The 24,843-nt window shown below is 70.3% G+C and carries 25 protein-coding genes; 11 read left to right on the top strand and 14 right to left on the bottom strand.

What is annotated here, in order from left to right:
* Positions 1 to 56: 56 nt before the first annotated feature.
* Both JOF40_RS03890 and JOF40_RS03885 read left to right on the top strand, forming a co-directional pair.
* The gene (locus JOF40_RS03890; protein ID WP_129180279.1) at positions 57 to 818 is read left to right on the top strand and encodes a hypothetical protein; all 762 of its coding nucleotides are present in this window, start codon (positions 57 to 59) and stop codon (positions 816 to 818) included.
* Entirely contained in the window at positions 815 to 1,372 is a 558-nt protein-coding gene (locus JOF40_RS03885; protein ID WP_129180277.1) for a hypothetical protein, read from the top strand. Before JOF40_RS03890 ends, JOF40_RS03885 begins: the two co-directional genes overlap by 4 nt.
* Positions 1,373 to 1,375: 3 nt before the next feature.
* Here JOF40_RS03885 and JOF40_RS03880 read toward each other — a convergent pair whose 3' ends face one another.
* The 3 genes from JOF40_RS03880 to JOF40_RS03870 are packed head-to-tail and all read right to left on the bottom strand — an operon-like array spanning position 1,376 to position 3,319.
* Positions 1,376 to 2,623 carry an NADH:flavin oxidoreductase/NADH oxidase family protein gene (locus JOF40_RS03880; protein WP_129180275.1) on the bottom strand — a complete coding sequence of 416 codons (1,248 nt, stop codon included), beginning with the start codon at positions 2,621 to 2,623 and terminating at the stop codon, positions 1,376 to 1,378.
* Positions 2,624 to 2,668: 45 nt separating this feature from the next.
* On the bottom strand, positions 2,669 to 2,815 hold the full coding sequence (locus tag JOF40_RS03875) for a hypothetical protein (RefSeq protein ID WP_188111666.1): 147 nt from the start codon (positions 2,813 to 2,815) through the stop codon (positions 2,669 to 2,671).
* Between the two features lie 9 nt (positions 2,816 to 2,824).
* Positions 2,825 to 3,319 carry a polyketide cyclase gene (locus JOF40_RS03870; protein ID WP_129180273.1) on the bottom strand — a complete coding sequence of 165 codons (495 nt, stop codon included), beginning with the start codon at positions 3,317 to 3,319 and terminating at the stop codon, positions 2,825 to 2,827.
* A 116-nt stretch (positions 3,320 to 3,435) separates the two neighbouring features.
* On the opposite strand from JOF40_RS03870, the gene JOF40_RS03865 reads away from it, so the two are divergent.
* A complete protein-coding gene (locus JOF40_RS03865) occupies positions 3,436 to 3,858 on the top strand; it encodes a hypothetical protein (protein ID WP_129180271.1) in 423 nt (140 codons plus the stop codon).
* An 88-nt stretch (positions 3,859 to 3,946) separates the two neighbouring features.
* Here the strand turns inward: JOF40_RS03865 and JOF40_RS03860 are convergent, their stop codons facing one another.
* Genes JOF40_RS03860 through JOF40_RS03840 form a run of 5 tightly spaced genes read right to left on the bottom strand, consistent with a single transcriptional unit; the run spans position 3,947 to position 8,220 of the window.
* Positions 3,947 to 4,330 carry a nuclear transport factor 2 family protein gene (locus JOF40_RS03860; protein WP_129180269.1) on the bottom strand — a complete coding sequence of 128 codons (384 nt, stop codon included), beginning with the start codon at positions 4,328 to 4,330 and terminating at the stop codon, positions 3,947 to 3,949.
* Positions 4,331 to 4,373: 43 nt separating this feature from the next.
* Positions 4,374 to 5,225 (bottom strand): acyl-CoA thioesterase, encoded by an 852-nt coding sequence (locus JOF40_RS03855; RefSeq protein ID WP_188111665.1) that lies wholly within the window; start codon positions 5,223 to 5,225, stop codon positions 4,374 to 4,376.
* Positions 5,225 to 6,058: a DUF1295 domain-containing protein gene (locus tag JOF40_RS03850; RefSeq protein WP_129180267.1), complete on the bottom strand. Its 834-nt coding sequence runs from the start codon at positions 6,056 to 6,058 to the stop codon at positions 5,225 to 5,227. Before JOF40_RS03850 ends, JOF40_RS03855 begins: the two co-directional genes overlap by 1 nt.
* A gap of 39 nt (positions 6,059 to 6,097) precedes the next feature.
* Positions 6,098 to 6,988, bottom strand: a complete 891-nt coding sequence (locus JOF40_RS03845; protein ID WP_129180265.1) for an SDR family NAD(P)-dependent oxidoreductase — start codon at positions 6,986 to 6,988, stop codon at positions 6,098 to 6,100.
* Positions 6,985 to 8,220, bottom strand: a complete 1,236-nt coding sequence (locus tag JOF40_RS03840) for an acetyl-CoA C-acyltransferase (RefSeq protein WP_129180263.1) — start codon at positions 8,218 to 8,220, stop codon at positions 6,985 to 6,987. The genes JOF40_RS03845 and JOF40_RS03840 overlap by 4 nt, the downstream gene beginning before the upstream one ends.
* A 92-nt stretch (positions 8,221 to 8,312) precedes the next feature.
* On the opposite strand from JOF40_RS03840, the gene JOF40_RS03835 reads away from it, so the two are divergent.
* The 5 genes from JOF40_RS03835 to JOF40_RS03815 are packed head-to-tail and all read left to right on the top strand — an operon-like array spanning position 8,313 to position 14,373.
* A complete protein-coding gene (locus JOF40_RS03835; RefSeq protein WP_129180262.1) occupies positions 8,313 to 9,548 on the top strand; it encodes an acetyl-CoA acetyltransferase in 1,236 nt (411 codons plus the stop codon).
* A 25-nt stretch (positions 9,549 to 9,573) separates the two neighbouring features.
* Positions 9,574 to 11,091 (top strand): carotenoid oxygenase family protein, encoded by a 1,518-nt coding sequence (locus tag JOF40_RS03830; protein ID WP_129180260.1) that lies wholly within the window; start codon positions 9,574 to 9,576, stop codon positions 11,089 to 11,091.
* A gap of 29 nt (positions 11,092 to 11,120) precedes the next feature.
* Positions 11,121 to 12,092: a winged helix-turn-helix transcriptional regulator gene (locus tag JOF40_RS03825; RefSeq protein WP_245343093.1), complete on the top strand. Its 972-nt coding sequence runs from the start codon at positions 11,121 to 11,123 to the stop codon at positions 12,090 to 12,092.
* A complete protein-coding gene (locus JOF40_RS03820; protein ID WP_129180257.1) occupies positions 12,089 to 13,660 on the top strand; it encodes a long-chain-fatty-acid--CoA ligase in 1,572 nt (523 codons plus the stop codon). The genes JOF40_RS03825 and JOF40_RS03820 overlap by 4 nt, the downstream gene beginning before the upstream one ends.
* Positions 13,657 to 14,373 carry a VOC family protein gene (locus JOF40_RS03815; RefSeq protein ID WP_129180255.1) on the top strand — a complete coding sequence of 239 codons (717 nt, stop codon included), beginning with the start codon at positions 13,657 to 13,659 and terminating at the stop codon, positions 14,371 to 14,373. Before JOF40_RS03820 ends, JOF40_RS03815 begins: the two co-directional genes overlap by 4 nt.
* A gap of 235 nt (positions 14,374 to 14,608) precedes the next feature.
* Here the strand turns inward: JOF40_RS03815 and JOF40_RS03810 are convergent, their stop codons facing one another.
* Genes JOF40_RS03810 through JOF40_RS03800 form a run of 3 tightly spaced genes read right to left on the bottom strand, consistent with a single transcriptional unit; the run spans position 14,609 to position 18,071 of the window.
* Positions 14,609 to 16,255: a long-chain-fatty-acid--CoA ligase gene (locus tag JOF40_RS03810; RefSeq protein WP_129180253.1), complete on the bottom strand. Its 1,647-nt coding sequence runs from the start codon at positions 16,253 to 16,255 to the stop codon at positions 14,609 to 14,611.
* Positions 16,252 to 17,304: an NAD(P)H-dependent amine dehydrogenase family protein gene (locus tag JOF40_RS03805; protein WP_129180251.1), complete on the bottom strand. Its 1,053-nt coding sequence runs from the start codon at positions 17,302 to 17,304 to the stop codon at positions 16,252 to 16,254. The genes JOF40_RS03810 and JOF40_RS03805 overlap by 4 nt, the downstream gene beginning before the upstream one ends.
* Positions 17,301 to 18,071, bottom strand: coding sequence for an SDR family oxidoreductase (locus JOF40_RS03800; RefSeq protein ID WP_129180249.1), 771 nt, complete (start codon positions 18,069 to 18,071; stop codon positions 17,301 to 17,303). The genes JOF40_RS03805 and JOF40_RS03800 overlap by 4 nt, the downstream gene beginning before the upstream one ends.
* Positions 18,072 to 18,184: 113 nt before the next feature.
* Between JOF40_RS03800 and JOF40_RS03795 the strand changes: the two genes are divergently transcribed.
* Both JOF40_RS03795 and JOF40_RS03790 read left to right on the top strand, forming a co-directional pair.
* The gene (locus JOF40_RS03795; protein WP_129180247.1) at positions 18,185 to 19,921 is read left to right on the top strand and encodes a class I adenylate-forming enzyme family protein; all 1,737 of its coding nucleotides are present in this window, start codon (positions 18,185 to 18,187) and stop codon (positions 19,919 to 19,921) included.
* Positions 19,918 to 20,322, top strand: a complete 405-nt coding sequence (locus JOF40_RS03790) for a nuclear transport factor 2 family protein (protein ID WP_129180245.1) — start codon at positions 19,918 to 19,920, stop codon at positions 20,320 to 20,322. The genes JOF40_RS03795 and JOF40_RS03790 overlap by 4 nt, the downstream gene beginning before the upstream one ends.
* Before the next feature lie 15 nt (positions 20,323 to 20,337).
* On the opposite strand, the gene JOF40_RS03785 is transcribed toward JOF40_RS03790, so the two are convergent.
* The 3 genes from JOF40_RS03785 to JOF40_RS03775 are packed head-to-tail and all read right to left on the bottom strand — an operon-like array spanning position 20,338 to position 22,988.
* The gene (locus JOF40_RS03785; RefSeq protein WP_129180243.1) at positions 20,338 to 21,195 is read right to left on the bottom strand and encodes an enoyl-CoA hydratase-related protein; all 858 of its coding nucleotides are present in this window, start codon (positions 21,193 to 21,195) and stop codon (positions 20,338 to 20,340) included.
* Positions 21,192 to 22,154 carry an NAD(P)H-dependent flavin oxidoreductase gene (locus JOF40_RS03780; RefSeq protein WP_129180240.1) on the bottom strand — a complete coding sequence of 321 codons (963 nt, stop codon included), beginning with the start codon at positions 22,152 to 22,154 and terminating at the stop codon, positions 21,192 to 21,194. The genes JOF40_RS03785 and JOF40_RS03780 overlap by 4 nt, the downstream gene beginning before the upstream one ends.
* Before the next feature lie 18 nt (positions 22,155 to 22,172).
* Positions 22,173 to 22,988, bottom strand: coding sequence for an enoyl-CoA hydratase-related protein (locus tag JOF40_RS03775; protein ID WP_188111664.1), 816 nt, complete (start codon positions 22,986 to 22,988; stop codon positions 22,173 to 22,175).
* Positions 22,989 to 23,123: 135 nt separating this feature from the next.
* On the opposite strand from JOF40_RS03775, the gene JOF40_RS03770 reads away from it, so the two are divergent.
* Positions 23,124 to 24,842: an AMP-binding protein gene (locus JOF40_RS03770; RefSeq protein WP_129180236.1), complete on the top strand. Its 1,719-nt coding sequence runs from the start codon at positions 23,124 to 23,126 to the stop codon at positions 24,840 to 24,842.
* The last annotated feature ends 1 nt before the right edge of the window (position 24,843 follow it).

Here is a 24,843-nt window from a genome sequence, read left to right as displayed (position 1 = left end):
ACCTCACACATCGCGCGGGCGCTGACGACGCCGTCGTTGCTGCTACGTTCGGGACGATGAGCGACCATCCGGGGGAGGACGCGTCACAGCGGTGGCGCGAGAACGTCGACCGGCGCGGTGTCGACGCCGACACGGTCGCCGAGATCGTGCGGCTCCACGGCGTCGGGCCCGATGACCTCGCAGTGCTGGACGGATTGGACGAGATCGTCGACCCCGCCGGTGCCTCGTTCTTCCTGCTGCCCTGCGACGCGAGCGCGGACGACGTGCGCCGGGCCGTGATCATGACCTACGTCGTGAATGCCGGCACCGGCTACGGCGCGTCCGGACCTGTCACCGACTTCGCCGCGACGCCGTACTCCGCGGGCGAAGCGCAGCGGATCGTCGATCGGCAGCGGCGCAACGCGTGGAGCTACTCCCTGGTCGTCCCCTTCGTCCACCGCAACGGCGGCCGGCTGGTGACGACTCCCAACGGGATGCTGATGGGCCTGGGCGGCAACCGGCTGCTGGGGCTCTTCAGCCAACGCGGCGGCACGACGTACGGCGACGTCTTCGTGCTCAACATCGGTCGTGGCATCGACCCGGTCGCGGAGCTGCGCGCCGTGGTGCTGTCGGGGCGCTCGCGTCACCAGCGCGAGGACGGCACCACGTTTGCGGGCAGCGTCGACCTGGTCCGCCTGATGCACCACGAGGAACGCCACTCGCAGCAGTGGGCTGCCGAGGGGCCTGCCCGGTTCGTCGCGTCCTACCTGTGGGAGCAGGTCCGGGGGCGGAACGACACCGAGGAGGACGCTGGTCTGAGCGACGGTGGCTACCGATGAGGCTCGTCGGAAGGATCCTGCTGCTCGTGGTGCTGGCCCTGGTCGCCCTGTTCGTGGTGAGGTGCAGCGGACCGGCCCAGTTCGCGCCGTCGCTGCCGCAGGTGGTGGGGCTCCAGGCGGTCGGAGACCGGCTCATGATCCTGACCGGTGCTCCGTGCCCGGATGTCACCCGGATCGTGGTCTCGTTCCGCGGCAACGGAGACGCTCCCTCTCGGCGCGCCCAGCTGACCGCGGTGACCCCCACCACAGTCGACCAGCTCGCCGTCGGGGACGAGGTCGCTGCGCCCGGGTTCGAGACGTCCGAACCGTTGCCGGCCGGCTTCGACTGGCGTGATCACGCCGAGATGGACGTCGCGTTCGATGGACCCGATGGTGCTGTAGGAGTCGCCACATCGTTGCTCGGGCCGGTGGAGGACGACGGTGCCAAGCACGAGGGTGACGGCACCGCGTACGTCCGGGACGAGGGCTGGCTGACGCCCGCGCAGATCGCGGCGGGTGACGCGAAGGACTTCCTCGCCGCTTGCACGCCGGATCCGGCGAAGACGTCGGACTGAGCCTCAGGCGCGCCGCTTGGCGAAGGCGTCGCGGCCGTTGCGGCGCACGAGCGACAGTGCCGTGGCGAGCTTGGTGCGGGCCGCGTCAGGTGCCTTGCCGGCGGCGATGCGGTGCAGCTGGTCCTCGTGCCAGCCCAGGTCGACGGCGCTGTTGAGGGCCTTGACGTCGGTGATGCGGCTCAGCACGCCGGTGCGGCTGAAGCCGATCTGATGCGACTCGACCCGGGAGTCGGGGCTGCGCAGGATGACGTCGGCCGCGTCGGGCGTCGTGCAGGTGGGACGGCCGAGCCCGATGAGGTCGCAGTCGCCGGACGCCAGCGCGGACTCCATCGCGGTGCGGGTGCGGAAGCCTCCGGTGACGGCGAGCGGCACGCCTCCGGCGACGTCCCGGACGGCGCGCGCGTACTCCAGGAAGTAGGCCTCGCGGGCGATGGTGCTGGCCGCGGCGCCGCCGAACATCGCGGTCGACTCGTAGCTGCCGCCGCTGACCTCGATCAGGTCGAGGCCCTCGGTCGACAGCGCCGCGACGACGTCGCGCGACTCCTCCTCGGTGAACCCCCCGCGCTGGAAGTCGGCGGAGTTGAGCTTGATGCCGACCGCGAAGCCGGGCGAGACGCGGGCACGGACGCGTCGCACGACCTCGATCGCGAAGCGCATGCGACGCTCGGGGTCGCCGCCCCACTGGTCGTCCCGCTGGTTCGACAGGGGCGACAGGAACTGGGCCAGCAGGTATCCGTGCGCTGCATGGATCTGGACGCCGTCGAAGCCCGCGGTCTCGGCGACCGCCGCGGTGGCGGCGAAGCGGTCGATGACGTCCTCGATCTCGGCGCCGGTCAGCGCGCGCGGCGTGCGGGCTCCGGGGATCTTGACCGCGATGGCGCTGGGCGCGACGGACTGCTGGCGCAGCGCCATGGGGTTGGCCTGGCGGCCGGGGTGGTTGATCTGCATCCAGAGCGGAACGCCGTGGTCGTGGGTGGTCTTGGCCCAGCGGGTCAGCTGCGGTAGGTGGCGCTCGTCCTCGACGACGACGTTGCCGGGCTCGCCCATCTGTCGTCCGTCGACCATCACGTTGCCGGTGACGAGCAGTCCGTAGCCGCCGGCGGCCCACGTGCCGTAGAGGCGCTCGAGTCGGTGGTCGGGGGCACCGTCGCGAGTGGCGAGCACCTCGCTGAGCGCCGACTTCATGAGCCGGTTGGGCAACACCTGGCCGCAGGGCAGTGTGAGCGGGGCGGACAGATCGTTGACAGTCATACTGTCAGTATCACGGACGGGCGCGCTCCTGTCAGTCCGTTGGACTTAGCCCTGCAGCGCCACGACGGCCAGGACCGCGATGACGGCGACCAGCAGCGCGACGGCCGGCAGCACCCACCGCCTCTGCGGGACCTCTTCGACGACGGCCGCGCGCATGCGTCGCGCCAGCTCGGCGGCGTCGGCGGGATCCATCGCTCCAGCCTACGACCGGCGCTCGGCGAGAGCCTTGAACGTGAGGAGCTGCTTGCGGGCCATCACGAGGTCGCCGACGACGATGACGGGTCCGATCGCACGGCCGTTGCGGCCGGCGAGTTTCAGCAGCAGCCGGGTCGTCCCGCCGGAGTCCACCAGGACGTACGACATGTACGCGCCGGCGAGCTTCGCGGTCAGGTGCACGCCCGGCTCGACCGACACGATGGTCCCGATCGGACGCCCGGCCGTGGCGGTGAACGGGTCGCCGACCGCGGGGTCGGGGAGTCCGCGGAGCTCGCGGGGCGAGCGTCGTCCGACGTTGTCGATCCAGTCGTAGGAGTAGGGGGCCAGCCGGAGCTGCGCGATCCACGGCCACACGGCGTCCGGGGAGGCGTCGACGGCGACTCCGCGCCACGCCCGCCACGCAGGCTCGGGCACGAAGACGTCGCACGGGAAGTGCCGGCGCGTCTCGGCGTCCGTCACGCCCCACCTGTCACCGATCATCGACTGATCGTAGGCGCGTTCTGCGAGGCCCGCGGAGGATGACCTCATGGGGTCGTCGCTTCCGCGCACCCAGTAGCCTCACCGATGGTCATCCCACACATCGAGAGGTCCCACCCATGAAGAACGTGTTCACCGCCGGCGGTCACGACAACCTCCACACCGCTCTCGTGGGTCTGGCCGTCGCGTTGTTCGTCGTCGGCGTCCTGGCTGGCCTGCACCTGTTCATGAAGGACCACGCGCGCGCCGCAGGTCTCACGGCGTCCGTGGCGATCGCCGGTGCCGTGGTCGCGTTCGTCTGCTCGACCGACGCCGTGCTGGTCGACTCCGACGCGCGGGTCGACGCCTTCGTCGCGGCCGCGCAGTCCTCGTACGGCTTGCCCCTGACGCACGCCGACGGCGAGAAGGCCTACCGCGCCTACCGGTCGGGCGACGACTCCTTCGAGGTCAACATCCAGGGCTCCGAGTACAAGCTGGGCCTGGTGGACGAGGGCGACGACCTGAAGCTGCTGGTCCTCGGCGGGGAGCCGCGCACCAGCTGACCGACCTGCGTGACGTCCTTCTCGGGGCGGGTCGTCGAGGCGCTGACTCGCCGCTCGCGCCGGGCTCCAGCACGGTCGTCCGGGCGGCTCAGGCGAAGCGAGCGGCCTCCGCGGAGTCGAAGTACTCGTCGAGGCGCGAGATGCGGCCGTCATCGTCGACGGCGATGACGACGCACGCGTGCAGTGCGACCTCTTCGCCGGTCGAGCGCCGGGTGCCGCGCAGGACGTGCTGCTGCACGGCCCCGCCGTCGAACGCGGTCACCCGGCGGTCGGTGTAGCGGCGGTCGGTCACGAAGCGGTCCATCGCCTCGAGCACCTTGGCGTTGCGGGCGACGTCCTGCGTGCGGTCGTCGGTGTTGTGCCAGATGACGGCGTCGTCGGCGTAGACGTCGAACAGGTCGGACGCGTCCCCGGCCTCGGCGGCGGCGATGATGCGGTCGAGCAGCTTCACGTGCGGGTGGTCGATGGTCATGGTGGATCCTCCGTGAGTGGTGGGTGAGGCGTGGGGTGGATGGTCAGAGCGGCTTGACGAGTGCTTCCTGCACGACGTGGCCGAGGGCAGTGCCGTGCTCGTCGAACACGGCGGCCTCGATGAGCGCGCGGCCCGACTGCGCCATGGGGGTGGTGTGCTCGAAGAGCATCCAGCCGTCGGCGCGGGGCGTGCCACGGAACCACACGGCGTGGTCGAGCGAGACGGCGTTCCACGTGCTGGCCAGCGAGCGCTCGTGCCCCGACACATGCCCGTGCGGCGTGACGGCAGTCGACATCAGCATCAGGTCGCTGGCGTAGGCCAGCGTGGCGCGGTGCAGGACGGGATCGTCGGGGAGCGGGTGCACCGACCGCATCCAGACGCCGTTCGCAGGCGACGCGGAGTGGGCGACCGGTCCAGGCACGTCGGGTGCAAGGCGTACCTCGATCGACGCGAAGTCGTCCCAGAACTCGCCCAGCCCGCCGTCAGCGGCGGCGACCTCGCGGATGTCGGGGCATGCGTCCGGAGGCGGCGTCGTCGGCGCGGGCCGGCTGTGCGCGAGGCCCTCGACCGGCACGGCGCACGACACGACCGAACGGCACAGCAGCCGGTCGCCCTGCCATGCGTTGACCTCCCGGATCGAGATTTGCCGGCCGTCGCGGAGTCGCTCGACGCGCAGGGTGACGGGTGTGCCCGACGTGCCCGCGCGCAGGAACGTCGTGTGGACCGAATGGACGTCCTTGTCGTCGACGCTGCGACCCGCGGCGACGACCGACTGCGCGACGAGCTGGCCGCCGAACAGCTGGGGCAGACGCACACCGTCGGTGGGCCCGACCCAGGTGTCGTCGTCCAGACGGTCGAGGTCGAACAGATCGGCCAGGCCGATGAGGCCCTGCATCAGGACGAGGTGCCGGCCCCGGAGGGCTGACGCTTGGGGGGCAGGGGGAAGAAGCCGCTGGTCTTGGCGACGTACGCGTCGTAGGCCTCGCCCTTGCTGCGCCGCATGCCTCGCTCGAGCAGCGCCTTGCCGCTGAAGCTCACGAGCAGCTTGGTCATGATGATCGGCGACACGATCGTCAGCAGGCCCCAGGCCGAGCCGAGCGCCAGGACGAACAGGCCCGTCCAGACCGCGGCGTCGCCGAAGTAGTTGGGGTGGCGCGTCCAAGCCCACAGCCCGCGGTCCATGACCTTTCCGGCGTTCGCCGGATCGGCCTTGAAACGGGCCAGCTGCCAGTCGCCGACGGCCTCGAACAGGAAGCCGACGAGCCAGATCGCGATGCCGATCGCGCCGATGACGCCGAGCGGCTCGCTCTCGTACATCGCAAGCTGCACGGGAATCGAGATGATGATCATGAGCGCACCCTGCAGGCCGTAGATCTTGCGCACGAGGAATCCGATCAGCGATCCCTGCTGGTGGCGCATCAGGGCGGTGTAGCGCTTGTCCTGTCCGTGCCCCCGGTTGCGGTTGCCGATGTAGAGACCGAGACGCAGACCCCACACCGACGTCAGCGCGAGCACCACGAGCCGGCGCGTGTCGTCGCCCCCCGAACCGGATGAGACGAGGTACGACACGACGGCGGCCACGACGAAGCCGGGACCCCAGAAGATGTCGATGATCGACTGGTTCTGGATCTTGATCGCTGCGGCCATGATCAGGCCGATGAACACGATGATCGCCGCGGTGACGGCGACGACGTTGAGGGCTATGTCGCCCCAGGGCAGGTCGTTCATGGAGGTCCTCGGATCGGTGGGAGGGGAAGTGGCTGGAGGTCAGACGAGCTCGGCGGCGAAGTCCTGGAAGGCCTTCTGCGCGTGCTCGTACGTGTGGGCGGGGCCCGACCGGCTGCGGTCGAGCAGGTCGGCGAGGTCGGCACCCGTCAGGGCGGGAGAGCCGGGCAGCATCACGGTGCCGCCCTCGACGGCGTCGGCCACCCGCAGCCCCGAGCCGGCGGCGACCACGACCTGGCCGTTGAGGGTCGAGGTCGGGTCGACCAGCGCGCCGACCACGGGCGCGACGAGCTCGGCGCGCATCGACTCGGCGAAGCGGGGGTCCATGTTCTGCTCGGTCATCTGGGTGGTGGCGTAGGGCAGGAGGACGTTGGTGAGCACACCGCGCCGGGCGCCTTCAGCGGCGGCGGTGCGCCCCAGCGCGATGACGGCACCCTTGCTGGCGGCGTAGGCCGACACGGTCGGCTCGCCGTGCAGGCCCGCGGTCGACGCGACCATGACGATGCGGCCGTGCCCGGCCGCTCGCATGACCCGCATCGCGGCACCGGCGACCAGCGCTGTCCCGGTCACGTTGATGGCCATGACCTGCGCGAAGTTCTGCGCGGTCGTGCTGTGGAACATTTGCGGCGCGCTGACGGCAGCGCTCGTGACGCAGATGTCGAGTCGGCCCCACGTGTCGATGGCGGCGGCGACCATGGCCTCGGACGTGGCGGGGTCGGAGACGTCGCCGTGGTCGGCCACGGCACGTCCGCCGGCGGCGATGATCTCGTCGACGACGTGGTCGGAGGCGCTGCGGCCGTCGGCGTCGACCACGCGGTGACGGTTGTTGACCACGACGGCCGCTCCGAGCGACGCCAGGTGCAGGGCGAAGGCGCGGCCCAGCCCCTTGCCCCCGCCGGTGACGATCGCGACCTGCCCGTCCAATGGCGTCACGAGGCGATCCGCTCGACCAGCACCGCCACGCCCAGGCCGGCGGCACCGCTGACTGCGGCGACGCCGTAACGCCCGTTGCGGCGCTCGAGCTCCTCGATGCAGCTGCCGACGAGGATCGCACCGGTGGCGCCGAACGCGTGGCCCATCGCCATCGTTCCGCCATTGGGGTTCATGCGGTCGGGTCCAGCGTCGAGGTCGCGGCGGAATCGCAGGCACAGGGCCGAGAACGCCTCGGCGAACTCGAAGACGTCGATGTCGTGGGGCGTCAGGCCGGCGCGGGCGATGACCTGCTCGACGGCGCTCTGCCCGGCAGTCAGCATCACGACGGGGTTGACCGAGGTGGAGGCCGAGCCGAGGATGCGGGCGCGTGGGACGAGACCGGCGCGCTCGGCTGAGGCGGCATTGCCGATCAGCAGGAGGGCCGAGGCGTCGGCCATCGCCGGCGAGGTGCCGACGGTGTGCAGGTGCGTGATGTCGTCGATGCCGCGGCCCGGCTCCGACCTCAGGGCACCGAGCGCGATGGCGTCCTGGCCCCCCGCTCCCAGCTCGGCGAACGCGGGAGGCAACGTGGCGAGACCCTCGAGGGTCGTGTCGGGACGCACGAGCTCGTCGTGGTCGAGCCCGGGCCCGTCACCTGTCGGTGGCACGGGCACGAGCGAGCGGGCGAACGCGCCGTCGGCCCGGGCCCTGGACGCCTTGAGCTGCGTCTCGAGACCGTAGGCGTCGAGCTGGTCGCGGGTGAAGCCGTCCATCGTGGCGTTGAGGTCGGCGGCGATGCCCATGTGTACCGAGCCGATCGTCCGGATGATGTCGGCATCTGCCCACAGGGGACCGCGGTCGACGAACATCGGCACGCGCGAGACGCTCTCGACGCCGCCGGCGACCGCCAGCTGCAGGTCGTCGGCGCGGATGCGGGCGGCGGTCTGGCCGACGGCGTCGACGCCCGAGGCGCAGAAGCGATTGATGGTGCCGCCCGGCACGCTGTCTCCCCATCCGGCGAGCAACGCCGCGGTGCGGGCGATGTTGGAGCCCTGCTCGTCGACCTGCGAGGCGCACCCGAGCGTGATGTCGTCGATGCTCTCGACGTCGAGGCCGGTGCGCTCGACGAGGGCCTTCTGCAGGTGGACGACGAGGTCGAGCGGCGAGTGCGACGCCAGGGATCCCTTGCGGCTGGCCTTGCCGCGCGGCGTGCGGACGTAGTCGAGGACGAGGGCTTCGGACGGTGCTGGCATGGGGTTTCCTCATTCAGCTGGTGGAGATACTCTGTTAGTTGTAGTACGTTTCGTGTGACCTACGCAACCCCATGTCGACGAGGAGAGCAGCGATGAGCGAGAACATCTGGGTGCTCGGCGGGTACCAGAGCGACTTCGCCCGCAATCTCTCCCGAGAGGGCAAGGACTTCGCCGATCTGACGTCCGAGGTCGTCGACCACACGCTCGAGAGCTCGTCGGTCGACGGTTCCGACATCGGTGTCGTGCACGTCGCCAACGCCTTCGGGCAGCTGTTCACGGGCCAGGGCCAGCTCGGCGCGATGCCCGCCACGGTGCGGGACGACCTGTGGGGCGTGCCGTCCTCGCGCCACGAGGCGGCGTGCGCGTCGGGCAGCATCGCAGTGCTCGCCGCGATGGCCGACCTGCGGGCCGGAAACTACGACAGCGCGCTGGTCGTGGGCATCGAGCTGGAGAAGACCGTCAGCGGCGACCAGGCTGCCGCCCACCTCGGTGCTGCCGCGTGGGTCGGGCACGAGGGCCAGGACGCGACGTTCATGTGGCCGCACATGTTCAGCGAGGTGGCCGAGGAGTACGACGAGCGCTACGGACTCGACGACGTGCACCTGCGCGCGATCGCCCAGATCAACTTCGCCAACGGACGCCGCAACCCCAACGCCCAGACCCGTGGCTGGGACGTGCCCGACCTCGTGGGCGGACTGGGTCGCGACGATGCGATCAACCCCGTCGTGGACGGCCGCATGCGGCGCTTCGACTGCAGCCAGGTCACCGACGGGGGCGCCGGCGTAGTCCTCGTCAACGACACGTGGTTGCGCGACCACCCCGGAGCGGCCGTGAGGCCGCTGTCCCAGGTGCTCGGCTGGGGCCACCGCACGGTCGGCCTGGGTCTCGAGCAGAAGATCGAGCGCGACCGCGACAACCCCTACGTCCTGCCGCACCTGCGGCAAGCCGTGCTCGACGCGTTCGGTCGCGCCAAGGTCACGCTCGACGACCTCGACGGTCTCGAGACGCACGACTGCTTCACGCCCAGCGAGTACGTCGCGATCGACCACATCGGGCTGACCGGCCCGGGAGAGTCGTGGAAGGCGATCGAGAACGGCGAGATCGAGATGGGCGGAACGCTGCCGATCAACCCCAGCGGCGGCCTCATCGGCGGCGGCCACCCCGTCGGTGCCAGCGGCGTCCGGATGCTGCTCGACGCCTCGAAGCAGGTCAGCGGCACCGCCGGCGACTACCAGGTCGACGGCGCCTCGACCTTCGGCACGCTCAACTTCGGCGGCAGCACCGCGACGACCGTCAGCCTCGTCGTCGGTGCCGCGCCCGCCGCCTGACTCGAACCACCCAAGGAGACCACCCATGGACGTTGAAGTCGTCGGAAGACTGTTGTCGACGCTGCCCGCGGACGACGACCACCCGTACCGCACAGGGCCCTGGCAGCCCCAGACCACCGAGTGGAAGGCCGACGACCTGCAGGTCGTCGAGGGCGAGATCCCGACCGACCTCGACGGCGTCTACCTGCGCAACACCGAGAACCCCGTGCACCCGTCGCTGAAGAACTACCACCCGTTCGACGGCGACGGCATGATCCACGTGGTCGGCTTCCGCGACGGCAAGGCCTTCTACCGCAACCGTTTCATCCGCACCGACGGATTCCTCGCCGAGCAGGAGGCCGGGCAGGCGCTCTGGGCCGGGCTCGCCGAGCGTCCGTCGAGCTCGAAGCGCGACGAGGGCTGGGGCGCGCGCACCCGCATGAAGGACGCGTCGAGCACCGACGTCATCGTGCACCGCGGCCAGGCGCTGTCGACGTTCTACCAGTGCGGCGACATGTACCGCATCGACCCGATGTCGGCCGAGACGATGGGCAAGGAGACGTGGAACGGCAAATTCCCGTTCGAGTGGGGCGTCTCGGCGCACCCCAAGGTCGACGACCGCACCGGCGAGATGCTGTTCTTCAACTACAGCAAGGAGGCGCCGTACATGCACTACGGCGTCGTCGACGCGAACAACGACCTGTCGCACTACATCGACGTCCCGCTGCCTGGGCCGCGGCTGCCGCACGACATGGCGTTCACCGAGAACTACGCGATCCTCAACGACTGCCCGCTCTACTGGGACCCCGAGGCGCTCAAGGCCGATGCCCACATCGCGCGATTCCACCCCGAGACGCCACTGCGCATCGCAGTCATCCCGCGCAAGGGGCAGACGTCCGACATCCGATGGTTCGAGGCCGAGTCGACCTACGTGCTGCACTTCGTCAACGCCTACGAGGAGGGCGACGAGATCGTCCTCGACGGCTTCTTCCAGGGGGACCCCGAGCCCGCCGACAACGGCATGGGCAACCACTGGCAGCGCGCGTTCCGCTTTCTGGCCCTCGACCGCATGCAGTCGAGGCTCCACCGCTGGCGCCTGAACCTGGTCACGGGTCAGGTCAAGGAGGAGCAGCTCAGCGACTCGATCACCGAGTTCGGCATGATGAACGGCGCGCACGCGGGCCAGAAGTACCGCTACGCCTACGCCGCCACCGGCAAGCCCTCATGGTTCCTGTTCGACGGCCTGGTCAAGCACGACCTCCAGGACGGCACCGAGGAGCGCTACTCCTTCGGTGACGGCGTCTACGGGAGCGAGACCGCGATGGCACCGCGCATCGGCAGCACCGTCGAGGACGACGGCTACCTCATCACGCTGACCACCGACATGAACGACGACGCCTCGTACGCCGTCATCTTCGACGCGGCCCGCGTCGCCGACGGCCCGGTGTGCAAGCTCAGGTTGCCCGAGCGCATCTCCAGCGGCACCCACTCCACGTGGGCCCCGGGCGCCGACCTGCGGCGCTGGCAGACCGCTGACACGGCCGCGGACGCGGTGGGGCTGTAGTCATCGACGTCCCCGACGTCTCCTCCGACTTGGAGACACGACCCACCGAGCTCGAGCCGGGCGCGACCAACGCGATCGGCCGCACGCTCGGTCTGCTCGGCGACGAGTGGACGCTGCTGATCGTGCAGCAGGCGTTGCAGGGCGTGGGACGGTTCGGGCAGCTGATGTCGGCGCTGCCGATCTCCAACTCGGTGCTGACGAGCCGGCTCAACCTGCTGGTGCGCGAGGGGTTGCTGCGCCGGCACATCTACCAGACCAACCCGCTACGGGCCGAGTACGTCGTGACCGACCGCAGCCGCGCGCTGTGGCCGTTCATGCTGGCGATCTGGGAGTGGGAGCGGCGCTGGGTCCCCGGGCACGCCGAGCAGCTGCCGACGATGCACCACGAGGCGTGCGGCCACGACTTCGCGCCCGTGCTCTCGTGCGGTGCCTGCGGCAAGGCTGTCGAAGCCAAGGACATCGACGGCGACTGGGGGCCGAGCGGCTCCTGGGAGCGGTCGGTGCCGGAGTCGGTGACACGACGCCGGTCGGACTCCGACTCGGCACGGTCGTCGGCGGGGCTGTTCCCCGAGACGATGATGGTCTACGGCAACCGCTGGGCGTCGGCCCTGCTCGGAGCGGCCTTCCGCGGCGTCACGCGCTTCTCCGACTTCGAGGCCAACCTGGGCGCACCGCCGACGCTCGTGGCCGAGCGGCTGCGGGCGTTCGTCGCGATCGACGTGCTGGTCGCCACGCAGAACGCTCAGCGTCCGGACTGGGCGGAGTACCGCCTGACGGAGAAGGGCCGCGCGTTCTACCCCGTCATCGCGGCCTCGCTGCAATGGGGGCAGGAGTGGTTCAGGGCGCCCGAGGGACCCGCGATCGTGCAGCACCATCGCGCGTGCGGCGAGTCGTTCGAGGCGACGTTCCGCTGCGACGAGTGCCACGAGGTCCTCACGGGCCACGACATCACCATCGTCGGTCGGTCCGACCGCACGATCGCTGGAGAGGAAGACCGATGAGCCCCACCACCACCCGCACGACCCTGGCGGACGTCGTCCGCACGAACGGCGACCGGTTCGCCGACGTCCCCGCGATCGTCGGCGAGGGGCGCACGACCACCTACGGCGAGCTGTCGTCGCGGTCGGACGCCGTCGCGAGCGGGCTCGTCGCCGCCGGCCTCGGGGTGGGCGACCGCGTCGCATACCTGGCGCGCAACGCGACGGAGTACTGGGAGCTGTTCTTCGCCGCCGCCAAGGCCGGCGTCGTCATCGTCCCGCTCAACTTCCGGCTGTCGGCCGAGGAGATCGGTTGGATCCTCGGCGACGCCGATCCGTCGGCCATCCTGGTCGAGGACCACCTGACCTCGCTGGTGCCGGCCGACTGGCCAGGCCTGAGGCTCGTGTTCTCGCAGGAGGGCGAGCCCTCGGTGCCCGCCGGATGGAAGGCGTACGAGCAGTGGGCTGCCGAGCAGCCGGCCGACGACCCGCGCCGCGATCAGGGCGGCGACGCGCTGGCCTCGATGATGTACTCGTCCGGCACGACGGGCCGGCCCAAGGGCGTCACGACGACGGTCGGCGGCTTCTTGTGGGCGGTAGATGCCTTCGGTGCGATGTTCGATGTCTCGCCGGCCTCGGTCAGCCTGGTGCCGACGCCGTACTACCACATCGCCGCGGGCGGCTGGTCGCTCATCGCGCTGGCCGCGGGCGGGCGGATCGTGCAGTTCACCGAGGTCACGCCGCAGAACATGCTGGGCCAGCTGGTGGGCTTCAAGGCCACCCACGTGATCATGGTCCCGACCGTGATGCAGCTGTTCATCACGAGCCCCGAGGCGGCGGCGGCCGACTACTCCAGCGTCGAGCACGTCGTCTACGGCGGCTCGCCCATCTCCGAGACCGTCATGCTCGGCGCGCAGAAGACCTTCGGTGCCCAGCTGTCGCAGAGCTACGGACTGACCGAGACGGTCGGCGTCACGACGTTCCTGCGTCCGGAGGACCACGTGGTCGGCCCCGACAGCAAGCTGCGCTCGGCCGGACGTGCCGTGCCCGGTCTGGAGGTCGCGATCTTCGACCCCGACACCGGCACCGCCTGCGCGACGGGCGAGGTCGGCGAGGTGGTCACGCGCGGTCCTGGCGTCACCACGGCGTACTGGCGCAACCCCGAGGCCACCGAGGCCGCGTTCTGGCCCGACGGCTGGTTCCGCACAGGCGACGCCGGCTACATGGACGCCGATGGGTACGTCTTCCTGAAGGACCGCATCAAGGACCTGCTGATGAGCGGCGGCGAGAACATCTACCCGGCCGAGGTCGAGAACGCGATCATGGCCCACCCGGCCGTGCAGGAGGTCGCCGTCATCGGTGTGCCGTCCGAGCGCTGGGGCGAGACGCCGCTTGCGGTGGTGGTGGCCAAGGCGGGCGAGACCGTCGACGGCGACGAGCTCATCGCCTTCACCCGCGAGCGGCTGGCGCACTACAAGTGCCCGACCGCGGTGCAGGTCATCGAACAGCTGCCCCGGAACCCTTCCGGGAAGGTGCTCAAGCGTGAGCTGCGTGCTCCGCACTGGGCAGGACACGACAGGAGTATCGGATGAAGCACGGAACGTTCCCCATCATTCGCCAGGTCATCATCGGCGCCGGTGACATGGAAGTGGCCGGCAAGCAGATGCGCGAAGCCTTCGGTCTGGCCAAGGGTTTCGCCGATCCCCTGCTCGAGGGCATCAACATGGACGACGAGACCTTCCGCGTCGGCGGGGAGTCGCACCTCGAGCTGGTGGGTGCGCTGACGCCCGAGGCACCGATCGCGAAGTGGTGCGAGAAGGTCGGCGGCGGTGGCGGCTACGGCCTGGCCATCCAGGTGCCGGCGCTCGGCCCGTTCCTGGAGCGTGCCGAGGCGGTCGGCGCGCGCACGATCGAGGACATCGTGGTCTATGACCGTCGCATCGTGCAGCTGCACCCGGGCGACCTCGGCATCCTGGTCGAGCTCGACGAGATCCCCGAGGCCGAGAAGTGGTTCTGGGACGACGTCGAGGCCGACGTCTCCGAGAATCCTGTGATCGACGACGTCCTCGCCGTCGAGATCAGCAACCCCGACCCGTCGGCGCTCGCGCAGAAGTGGTCGACGCTGTTCGACGTCCCGGCCGAGACCGTCGACGGCGTCCTGCAGATCGCGATCGGTGCTCGCACGGCTCGCTTCGTCAAGGGCGACGTCAAGATGATGACCGGCTGCGACGTGAGGGTCGCCGACGGCATCTCGCCCGGCACCCGTGAGGTCACGGTCAGCGGAGTCGCCTTCACCCTGGTCTGACACGGGGCCACTCGAGCCGGACTTCGGGCGCGAGCCTGCCGGCAGGTCCGCCGTCGTCAGCCGTCAACTGCATCGTGCCGACCAGCACGACGCAGACGATCGGCAGGACGACGGTGGACAGCACCCGACAGACTCCATGCCGAGACGTGCCCGACCATGGGTCCGCGGCTCGACGAGGTGAACACGCTGGGCGAGAGACGGGATCCGACGACCTCGTCGGCCGTCGGCGGGCACCTCAGCTGAACTGCTCGCGAAGACTCCGCTTCAGGAGCTTGCCGCTGGCGTTGAGCGGAAGGGCCTCGACGAAGGCCACGGCGGTGGGGCACTTGTAGTGGGCCAGCCGTTCGCGGGCCCAGGCGATCAGCTCGGTCTCGGTCACCTCGGTGCCGGGGGCCTTCACCACGACGGCGAGGGGAGACTCGCCCCACCGCTCGGACGGGATGCCGACGACGGCGGCCTGGGCGACCGCGGGGTGCTCGGTCAGCAGGCTCTCGACCTCGGCCGGGAAGATGTTCTCGCCGCCGGAGACGATCATGTCCTTGATGCGGTCGTGCAGGTAGAGGTAGCCGTCGGCGTCGATCGAGCCGCCGTCGCCCGAGCGCAGCCAGCCGTCGGAAGTGATAGCAGCCGCGGTCGCCTCCTCGTTGCGCCAGTAGCGCTTCATGACGTGCGCGCCGCCGATCCACACCTCGCCCCGCTCGCCGACGGCCTTGTCCTCGAGCGTCACCGGGTCGACGATGCGGATCGGGATGTTGGGCATCGGACGTCCGACCGAGCGCAGTCGCTGCGCCGTCCCGGGCGTCGGACGGTGGTCCTCGGGGGTCAGCATCGTGACGCCGCCGGTCGACTCGGTCAGTCCGTAGCTCTGCAGGAACTTGCAGCCGAGCAGGGCGGTGGCCTCGCGCAGGACGGGTTCGGGCATGGGCGATGAGCCGTAGACCATGTACTTCAGCGCCGACCAGTCCGCAGTCTGTGCCTCGGGGATCGCGATGAGGAACTGGATGACCGTGGGTACCGCGACGGCGTGGGTCACCTGCTCGTCCTGCAGGATCTGGCACAGATCTGCCGGCGACGTGGGGTTGCGCAGCAGCAGGGCGCTGCCGTTGACGTTGCTCACCAGCGCGAGTCCCAGGCCCGAGACGTGGAAGAACGGCACCGGCGCCAGCGCGATCGACGTGGTGTCGAGCTCGAGCACGTAGTGCATCGCAGCGATGGCCTTGCCGAGGTTGGGCCCGGTCAGCTCTATGCCCTTGGGGTGCCCGGTCGTGCCGGACGTGTAGAACATCAGCGCCGTCTCGTCTGACCCGCGCGAGTAGCCGGGATCGTCGTCGGAGACGCCCTCGAGCCACACGTCGTAAGCGACGCTGTGCGGTCCGGCCTCGACCGTGACGACGGTGCGGACGCTCGGCACCGCGGCGGCGGCCTCGGCGAGACGCTCCTCGCCGCGACCCAGCACCACCACCGCGGGCTCGCCGTTGCCGAGGATGTACTCGATCTCGGGCACCGCCAGGCGGAAGTTGAGCGCGGTGGGGACGGCCCCCATCTTGGACGCGCCGTAGAGGACGGCGAGAAACGACGGGGCGTTCTCGCCGATGTAGGCGACGCGGTCGCCGGCCTGCACGCCGTCGCGCAGCAGTGCCTGGCCGACCCGGCTGGCGTGGCGATCGAGCTCGGCGAACGACGTCGCCCCGGACGGCTGGATGATCGCCGGCAGGTCGGGCGTCGCCGCCGCTCGGAGACGGGGGACGTCCTCGAGCCGCTCGACCCGCGAGCCGTCGGCGTGCAGCGCGTACTCGGGGTCGCGGTACTCCGGCGGTACCGGCACGACGACCTGGCCCACCTGGCCGACCTGGCGGCTCGGCGGTTCGACGACTGCGCTCATGAGACCTCCATCTGGAACGGGGCGAACACCGGCGGCTCGAAGATGCCGGCCGGTGCCTCGACGACCGGCCGGATGGCTCGCAGCGCAGGCCCTGCGGTCACGTACTGTCCCGCGGTGGTGCGGCTGCCCGGCTCGTCGGGCTCGACCATGTTCAGCGTCACGACCATCTCCGGCTTGCCGTAGAAGTGGATCGTCCACTCGTCGCGACCGGCGTACTCCGGCCGGTCGGGCTCCATCGTCCAGATGATCGCGAGGGTCAGGAACGGCTTGCCGCCGACCATCGCGTGCCAGCGCCACTCGGTGCTGCCGACCGTCCCGGCTGGGATGTGACCCGCGGCGACGTCGAGGTCGCGGCTCGCGGGCACGACGCGGTGGTCGGGGACGACCTCGTCGTACACCACGCCCATGCGCTCGCACATGAACGCGATCGTCTCGAGGTAGAGCGACGCGTAGAGAGTGGGCAGCGGGCCCGATCCGTCGAGCGTGGCGGGGTCGGAGCCCATTCCCATCACCGTGAAGGCGAAGTCGGGGTCGGGCATCTTGCGGGCGTCCAGCACCTCGTCGATCGTGATGGCGTCGAGCTGCATCGAGGCACCGGTCAGGCCGAGCGCCAGGCGCTCGCCGATGATGCCGGGGCTGACGCCGATGCCGAACAGCGTGCTGCCGCCCTCCCCGCAGGCGTCCAGGAACATCTGCTCGCGCTCGCTGCCATGCGCACGCGGGAAGTGCTGGCCGGCGGTCGTGATGACGTTGATGCCGGCGCGCAGCAGCCTCGTCAGGTCGGCGTCGTGTTTCTCGTAGGGCACCTGCAGCCGCGGAGCGTGCATCAGCACGTCGGGACGCGTGGCGACCAGCTCGTCGATGTCGCGCGTGGCGATGACGCCCGTGGTGTCGCGGCGGGCGATGTCGCCGGCGTCGCGGCCGACCTTCTTGTCGCCGTAGACGTACAGGCCCACCAGCTCGAGGTCGGGACGGTCGATGACGCCGCGCAGGATCGTCTTGCCGACCGCGCCGGTCGCCCACTGCGCGACGCGGATGCGCTCGCTCATGCCTTGGTGCTCAGGTCCGACATGAACAGCAGCTTGCCGAGGCCGGTCTCGTACCGCACCGGGTCCATGGCCAGGCGGGCCCGCGACTCGACGGCCATCCGGTCGGTGTCGCACGTCCACTCGCCGCGCTCCATCGCCTTGAGGCCGGCCTTCGCGATGTCGAGCGGGTCCTCCTTCTTGCCGTCGACGTGCGAGGCCATGCGGGTGTCGACCGAGCCGACGATCAGCGACGTGCACGTGATGTGGTCCGGGCCGAGCTCGGCACGGGTGATGCCGCCGAGGTAGAGCGTGGCAGCCTTGGCGGGGGAGTAGCCGCCCATGAACGCGGTCGGCGCGATGGCCGCGACCGACAGGACGTTGACGATCGAGCCGCCGCCGTTGGCCGCGATGACCGGGGCGAAGGCGCGGGTCAGCGCGAGCGGCGCGAAGTAGTTGACCTCCATCTCGCGGCGGGCGGCGTCGGGGTCGGTGGCCTTGACCAGCCGGTCCTGGGCGTGGAGGCCGGCGTTGTTGACCAGCACCGTCGCGTCGGTGCAGTGCGCGGCGGCAGCGGCGATGTCGTCGGCGCTGGTCACCTCCAGCGCGATGATCTCGGCGCCGGTCTGCCGCAACTCGTCGGTGACGTCGTCGACGTCGCGCACGCCGGCGTAGACCTTGGCGGCACCGCGGCTCAGGGCCTCGCGGACGAAGGCGAGACCGATGCCGCGGTTGGCTCCGGTGACGACGACGACGGAGCCCTCGACGCGGGCCCCTCTCAGCTGACTCATGTGGTGCTCCGATCAGGGTCCTGCGGCGGTGGACCGAGCGTTGACGACTCGCTCTGTTTACTGTAGTAATGTGTATCACACTGTTAACTGAAGTGTCACGAGGTGAGCACGAGATGGCAAGTACCCGCGGGCTGCATCCGGCCGACAAGGTCGAGGACTACACGTCGAGGGGCTGGTGGACGGACGAGACGGTCGACCAGCTTTTCGCGCACCAGGTCGCCACGCGCGGTGACGAGCTGGCGATCGTCGACCCGGCCAACCGTCAGGCCCTCACCGGCAGCGCCCCCCGACGACTGACCTGGAGCGAGGTCGACGCCGAGGCGACGGCGTTGGCTGGTCGGCTGCTCGAGCTTGGCCTGCGCCGCGGCGACGTGCTGGGTGTCCAGATGCCCAACGCGATCGAGCTCGCCGAGATGTACGTCGCGGCCTGGATGGTCGGCATCGTCATCTCGCCCCTGCCGATGCAGTACCGCGAGAACGAGATCGTCGGCATGGCCAACCAGGCCGAGTTCGCGGCCTTCGTCACCGTCCCCACGTTCGGCGGACGCTCGCCGATCGGCGACGTGCACGACGCGCTCGACCGCCTGCCGTCGCTGAGGCACCTGATCGCCTACGGGCCGGACGAGGAGGCCGCCGGCGGGCTGCCCGACGGCGTGCTGCACCTCGCGCCCGCGCCGGCCACCGCCGAGCAGCGCGACCGCGTCACCGCCCAGATGGCCGCCGACCCCAACGACCCCAACGACTGCCTGACGATCTGCTGGACGTCCGGCACCGAGAGCGAGCCCAAGGGCGTCCCGCGGTGCCACTACGACTGGATCGCCGTCAGCTGGGCGACCGTCGAGCTGCCCGCCATCACGCACGACGACGTGTTGCTCAACCCGTTCCCGATGGTCAACATGGCCGGCATCAACGGCATGTTCCTTCCCTGGCTGCGCAGCGGTTCCGTGCTCGTGCAGCACCACCCGTTCGACCTGCCGACGTTCCTCGCGCAGATCACCGACGAGAAGGTCACCTACACCGTCGCGCCGCCCGCGCTGCTGTGGACGCTGCTGCACAACGAGGCGCTGCTCGCCAAGACCGACCTCACCAGCCTCACCCGAGTGGGCTCGGGCTCGGTGCCGCTGCAGCCTGTGATGGTGCGCGGGTGGCAGGAGAAGTTCGGCATCGGCGTGATCAACTTCTTCGGCTCCAACGAGGGCATCGGTCTGCTGTCGAGCCCCGAGGACTTCCCTGATCCCGACGAGCGAGCCCAGTACTTCCCGCGATACGGCACCCCCGGCGTCACGTGGTCGGGACGCATCGCCGACTGGATGCGGGTGCGCCTGGTCGACGTCGTCACCGGCGAGGACATCGAGGAGCCAGGACGCAGCGGTGAGCTCTACATCACCGGGCCGTCGGTGTTCGCCGGCTACCTGCACGGCGAGCGACGTCCGAGCCCCTTCGACGAGCAGGGGTACCTCAAGACCGGTGACCTGTTCGAGATCGCCGGCGACAAGAACCAGTACCTGCACTACCTCGACCGGGCCAAGGACCTCATCATCCGCGGCGGCATGAACATCGCTCCCGTCGAGCTCGAAGGGCTCATCGGCGACCACCCCGCCGTGGTCGACGTCGCCGTCATCGGCGACCCCGACGAGGTGCTGGGCGAGCGCATCGCCGCGATCGTCACCCTCGCGCCGGGCACGAGCCTGACGCTCGACGAGCTCGTCGAGTTCCTGCGCGGCAAGAAGATCGCGTCGTTCAAGCTGCCCGAGCGCCTGCAGGTCCTCGACCAGATGCCGCGCAACCCCGTCGGCAAGATCCTCAAGCGCGAGCTGCGCCTGACCACCCACGAAGGAGCCACCGCATGAGCACCATGACCGACGACCAGAAGCTCGACCTGTCCCGGCGCATGTTCGAGGCCTGGGACACGATGGACTGGGACGCCGTCGTCGACCTGTTCGCCGACGACGGCGTGCTGCACAGCGTCATGCAGGAGCCGGTCGTCGGCCGGGCCGCGATCGCCGAGCGGATGGCCATCCTCGGCAGCAAGGCCGAGCGGATCACGCTGCACGTCAAGGCCCTCGGCATCATCGACGGACGCGTGTTCGTCGAGCGGGTCGACGACTTCGACTTCGACGGCCACCACGGCGAGGTGCCGGTCGTCGGCATCTTGCGCATGGACGACGGCAAGATCACCGAGTGGCTCGAGTACTACGACCGTCCGACGCTGCTCGCTGGCATGGGCATCACCGACGACTTCGGCCACTGACGGCGAGGCGAGCGGTCAGAACGTCGGCTCGCTCCACCAGGGGTACGACGCGGGGGCGTCCGCGGGGAGTGTGCCGGGGAACCGGGGCGGACGCTTCTCGAGGAACGACGTGATGCCCTCGACGACGTCTGGGGTCGTGCCGAGCTCGTAGTTGAGCCGCGAGTCGACGCGGTGGGCGTCCATGGGGTGGTCGGAGCTGGCGAAGCGCCACAGCATCTGGCGGATCATGCCGACTGCGACGGGCGAGGTGTTGTCGACGATCTCGCGCGCCAGGGCGTAGGCCGCCGGCAACAGCTCGTCGTCGGGGTGGACGCTGCGCACCAGGCCGGCGTCCAGCGCCTCCGCCGACGAGACCATGCGTCCGGTGTAGAACCACTCGGCGGCCTTCGATAGCCCGACCTTCTTGGGAAGGAACCACGTCGAGCACGCCTCGGGCACGATGCCGCGCTTGGCGAAGACGAAGCCGAAGCGGGCCGACTCGGCCGCCATGATGAAGTCCATCGGCAGCAGCATCGTGGCGCCGAGGCCGGCTGCGACGCCGTTGACAGCGGCGATGACGGGCTTGGTCGACGCGAAGATGTTGAGGGTGATCAGGCCCCCGCCGTCGCGAAACTCGTCGATCTCCTCGGCCCAGCCGCGCTCCTCGGCGTCGAGCGAGCCGGATCCGCCCGACAGGTCGGCACCGGCGCAATAGGCCTTGCCTCGACCGGTCACGACGACAACACGGACGTCGGGGTCGTCGTTGGTCTGCGCGAAGACCGCGACCAGCTCGTCGACCATCTGGCTGGTGATCGAGTTGAGGTGCTCGGGGCGGTTCAGCTCGATCGTCGCGATGCGGTCGGCGACGGTGAGGACGAGTGTCTCGTAGGTCATGGTGCTCCCGGGGTAAGGGCGGCGAATCGGTCGCCCGCCGCACGGTACTCTCGCTCGAGCCGGTCGACGACGGCACGGACAGGCTCGATCTCGCGGATGGTCTGCAGCCCCTGCCCCGCGGCCCAGATGTCCTTCCACTTCTTGGTGGGCGACGTCGAGTCGTAGTTGCGCTCGGCCGGGGCCGCCATGCGGTCGGGGTCGAAGCCGTTGGCGACCAGGCTCGGACGCAGCCACGAGGCGTCGGTACCGGTGACGCCGGAGCTGACGACCAGGTCGTCGGGCCCGTGGTCGACGACCATCTGCTTGTAGGCCTCGGGCGCCATGCTCTCGGTCGTCGGCAGGAAGCGCGTGCCCATGTAGACCAGGTCGGCGCCGGACGCGATCGCGCCCGCGACGCCGTAGCCGTCGCTGATGCCGCCGCCGACCGTGACGATGCCGTCGAAGAACTCGCGCACCGCCGACACGAAGGCGAACGGCGACAGGTGACCGGTGTGCCCGCCCGCTCCGCTCGACACGCAGGCCAGGCCGTCGACGCCCAGGTTCGCGGCCTTGTGGGCGAGCTTGAGGTTCACGACGTCGGCCACAACGATGCCGCCGTAACCCTTGACCACGTCCATGACCGGCGCGGGTGAGCCGAGAGCGGTGATGACAATGGGCGGCCGGTGCTCGGCGACGAGGGCGAGGTCGTCGGCCAGCCGTGCATTGGTGCTGTGAGTGACGAGGTTCAGGGCCCATGGCGCGATGACGGCGTCCGGGTCGGCCTCGGCCGCCCCGCGCAGCGCGTCGGTGATGGTGCCCATCCAGCGGTCGAGCTCGTCGGTGGTGCGGCAGTTCGGTGCCGGGAACGACCCGACCACGCCCGACGTGCACGCCGCGACGACGAGGTCGGTGCCGGAGATCAGGAACATGGGTGCCGCCACGACGGGCAGGCGGAGCGGCTGGCTCAAGGGGGTGGTCATCGTGTCCTTCGAGAGGGTCTAGAGCGGGTGGGAGAGTCCGCGGAAGCGCGGGGCGCGTCTCTCGACGAAGCTGGCGACGCCCTCGCGGAAGTCGTCGGACGACAAGAAGTCGTCGAGCACCGCGTCGACCTCGACGACGGTCTCGTCGAGGGTGCGGCTGCGGCTGGTCCAGAGCCGTTCCTTGACGTGGGCCATCGACGTGGGCGAGCAGCTCTCGGACATGTCGCGGGCCAGCTCGAGGGCGCGGGCGAGGGGGTCGTCGGTGGCCTCGTGGGCGACGCCAAGCCGCACGGCCTCGGTGCCGTCGAAGGTGCGTCCGGTCAACAGCAGCTCGTGGGCAGTGGCCGCGCCGGCGATGCGCTCGAGCAGCCACTCCCCGCCGTGCATGGCCGGCAGTCCCCGCCGGACGAAGGCGGTCGACAAGCGGGCGGTGGGCGCGACGACCCGGATGTCGCACATCAGGGCCTGCACCAGGCCGATGCCGGCGCACGGCCCCTCGACGGCGGCGATCATAGGCTTGGGCACGGTGCTCGGGAACCACTCGGGCTGCTCGATGGCTGCGGCGAGCGGATTAGTCGTGCCGGTCTGCGAGTACGTGTCGAGAGCCAGGGTGTCGGCGCCCGGGCAGAACGAGCCGCCCGCGCCCGTGACCACGACGACGCGCACGTCGGGATCGGCCGCCGCCGCCGCGAGGGCGTCGTAGTAGCCGGCTTGCATCTCGACGGTCCAGGCGTTGCGTCGTGCCGGACGGTGCAGCGTGATGGTCGCGACGCCGCCGGCGCGCTCGGTGCGCACCACGGACGAGACGCCACTATCTTTGCTGAAGAGATTCAAGAACACTCCTGGCCTGGACGATGCGCGTGTGGGGCTCACATGTGCTGCGAGGTGACCATTGTGCCGGGAAGCACGTCAAATGAACAGTCACTTGCTATCTAGTAGTTTTGAGGTGACTGATCTACGATGAGCCGCGTGCATCTGTTCCCAGAAGAGGTCGCCGAGAGCTTCCGAGCCGACGGGTGGTGGACCGGCACGACCTGGTCCGACCTCCTGGCCGGCCACCGCAGCGCCATAGGCCACCGGCTCTCGTTGGCCGACGCGCCCAACCGTTCCTCCTTCATGGCCGGCGAGCCTCGCCGGCTCACGTGGGAGGAGGTCGGCGACCAGGTCGACCGCATCTCGCGCGTGCTGTTCGACCACGGGGTCCGGCGCGACGTCGTCGTGGGCGTGCAGCTGCCGAACTGCGTCGAGCTGCCGCTGGTGCTGCTCGCCGTGGCCCGGCTGGGCGCGATCGTGACGCCGTTCCCGGTGCAGTACCGGCGGCACGAGCTGAGCGGCATGACCACCGCGGCCGGTGCCGAAGTGCTCGTGACGGCCACGCAGGCCGTCGGCCGTCCGCTCGCGGCCGACGCGGTCGGACTGTGCGGCGACGTGCCGACGCTGCGGACGGTGCTGGCCTTCGGGCCGGACGTGGTCGACGGGGCGCAGCCGTTGGACGCGCGGGTCGCCCAGGCGGGTGCCGATTCGCCGGCGCTGGTCGAGCACCTCGCATCGCTCGACCTCGGCTCCAACGACTGCGTGACCCTGGTGTGGACGTCCGGCACCGAGGGAACGCCGAAGGGCGTCCCGCGGGCCTACGGCGACTGGGAGGTGCTGGGCGCGGCGTGCAGCCAGGCGCCGAGGCTGGGCCCCGACGACGTGCTGCTCAACCCGTTCCCGATGGTCAACGGCGGCGGTCTGGCCGGCATGTTCATTCCGTGGATCACCCTCGGGGCGACGCTGGCGCAGCACCACCCGTTCGACCTCGACGTCTTCGTCGGACAGATCGAGAGCGAGCGGGTCACCTACACGTGTGCGCCGCCCCTGGTGCTCGACACCCTCGTCGCCGACGACACGGCCTTCGAGCAGCACGACCTATCGACGCTGCGAGCGGTCGGGTCCGGGTCCGCGCCGCTCTCGGGCTGGATGATCGCCCGGTGGGAGCGCGACCACGGAGTCGAGGTGCTCAACCTGTTCGGGTCCAACGAGGGCGGGGTGCTGTTCGGCGACCCGGAGACCGTCCCCGAGCCGTCCGACCGCGGTCGTCTCTTCCCGCGGTACGGGGTCGAGGGCATGCCGTACCGGGTGGACGTGGCGCACGCGATGCAGGCGCGGCTCGTGAGCCTCGACGACGGCGACGAGGTCACCACGCCCGGCCGGGCCGGCGAGCTGCGGCTGAAGGGCCCGACGATCTTCGCCGGCTACTGGGACCGGGGCCGCCACGGGTTCGACGCCGACGGCTGGTTCTGCACCGGCGACGTCTTCGAGATCAGTGCCGACAGCCCGTCGTACCTGATGCACGTCGACCGGGCGAAGGACCTGATCATCCGCGGCGGCTTCAAGATCTCGGCCGCCGAGGTCGAGGCCCTCGTGATCGCCGACGACCGCGTGGCCGAGGTGGCAGCCGTCGCGATGCCCGATGCGCGGCTCGGCGAGCGGGTGTGCCTGTTCGTGGTGCCGCGCGACCCCGCCGACGCGCCAACGCTCGACCAGCTCGTCGCCCGCCTGCGAGACCAGCAGGTAGCTACGTTCAAGTGGCCGGAGCGGCTCGAGGTCGTCGAGGCGCTTCCGCGCAACGCGATCGGCAAGATCCTCAAGCGCGAGCTGCGCATCCTGCTGGCCCAGCCGGCGCACCCCGTCCCGTCGCACTAGG

It is taken from the genome of Aeromicrobium fastidiosum (assembly GCF_017876595.1).
Taxonomy (GTDB): Bacteria; Actinomycetota; Actinomycetes; order Propionibacteriales; family Nocardioidaceae; genus Aeromicrobium; species Aeromicrobium fastidiosum.
The sequence above is the reverse complement of the archived record's forward strand: the minus strand, read 5'-3'. Positions and strand labels throughout refer to the sequence as shown.

Excerpts from the sequence above, each read along its gene's own strand:
- JOF40_RS03890 (WP_129180279.1), top strand. The coding sequence starts at position 57 with ATGAGCGACCATCCGGGGGAGGACGCGTCACAGCGGTGGCGCGAGAAC.
- JOF40_RS03885 (WP_129180277.1), top strand. The coding sequence starts at position 815 with ATGAGGCTCGTCGGAAGGATCCTGCTGCTCGTGGTGCTGGCCCTGGTC.
- JOF40_RS03880 (WP_129180275.1), bottom strand. The coding sequence starts at position 2,623 with ATGACTGTCAACGATCTGTCCGCCCCGCTCACACTGCCCTGCGGCCAG.
- JOF40_RS03875 (WP_188111666.1), bottom strand. The coding sequence starts at position 2,815 with ATGGATCCCGCCGACGCCGCCGAGCTGGCGCGACGCATGCGCGCGGCC.
- JOF40_RS03870 (WP_129180273.1), bottom strand. The coding sequence starts at position 3,319 with ATGATCGGTGACAGGTGGGGCGTGACGGACGCCGAGACGCGCCGGCAC.
- JOF40_RS03865 (WP_129180271.1), top strand. The coding sequence starts at position 3,436 with ATGAAGAACGTGTTCACCGCCGGCGGTCACGACAACCTCCACACCGCT.
- JOF40_RS03860 (WP_129180269.1), bottom strand. The coding sequence starts at position 4,330 with ATGACCATCGACCACCCGCACGTGAAGCTGCTCGACCGCATCATCGCC.
- JOF40_RS03855 (WP_188111665.1), bottom strand. The coding sequence starts at position 5,225 with ATGCAGGGCCTCATCGGCCTGGCCGATCTGTTCGACCTCGACCGTCTG.
- JOF40_RS03850 (WP_129180267.1), bottom strand. The coding sequence starts at position 6,058 with ATGAACGACCTGCCCTGGGGCGACATAGCCCTCAACGTCGTCGCCGTC.
- JOF40_RS03840 (WP_129180263.1), bottom strand. The coding sequence starts at position 8,220 with ATGCCAGCACCGTCCGAAGCCCTCGTCCTCGACTACGTCCGCACGCCG.
- JOF40_RS03835 (WP_129180262.1), top strand. The coding sequence starts at position 8,313 with ATGAGCGAGAACATCTGGGTGCTCGGCGGGTACCAGAGCGACTTCGCC.
- JOF40_RS03830 (WP_129180260.1), top strand. The coding sequence starts at position 9,574 with ATGGACGTTGAAGTCGTCGGAAGACTGTTGTCGACGCTGCCCGCGGAC.
- JOF40_RS03820 (WP_129180257.1), top strand. The coding sequence starts at position 12,089 with ATGAGCCCCACCACCACCCGCACGACCCTGGCGGACGTCGTCCGCACG.
- JOF40_RS03815 (WP_129180255.1), top strand. The coding sequence starts at position 13,657 with ATGAAGCACGGAACGTTCCCCATCATTCGCCAGGTCATCATCGGCGCC.
- JOF40_RS03810 (WP_129180253.1), bottom strand. The coding sequence starts at position 16,255 with ATGAGCGCAGTCGTCGAACCGCCGAGCCGCCAGGTCGGCCAGGTGGGC.
- JOF40_RS03805 (WP_129180251.1), bottom strand. The coding sequence starts at position 17,304 with ATGAGCGAGCGCATCCGCGTCGCGCAGTGGGCGACCGGCGCGGTCGGC.
- JOF40_RS03800 (WP_129180249.1), bottom strand. The coding sequence starts at position 18,071 with ATGAGTCAGCTGAGAGGGGCCCGCGTCGAGGGCTCCGTCGTCGTCGTC.
- JOF40_RS03795 (WP_129180247.1), top strand. The coding sequence starts at position 18,185 with ATGGCAAGTACCCGCGGGCTGCATCCGGCCGACAAGGTCGAGGACTAC.
- JOF40_RS03790 (WP_129180245.1), top strand. The coding sequence starts at position 19,918 with ATGAGCACCATGACCGACGACCAGAAGCTCGACCTGTCCCGGCGCATG.
- JOF40_RS03785 (WP_129180243.1), bottom strand. The coding sequence starts at position 21,195 with ATGACCTACGAGACACTCGTCCTCACCGTCGCCGACCGCATCGCGACG.
- JOF40_RS03780 (WP_129180240.1), bottom strand. The coding sequence starts at position 22,154 with ATGACCACCCCCTTGAGCCAGCCGCTCCGCCTGCCCGTCGTGGCGGCA.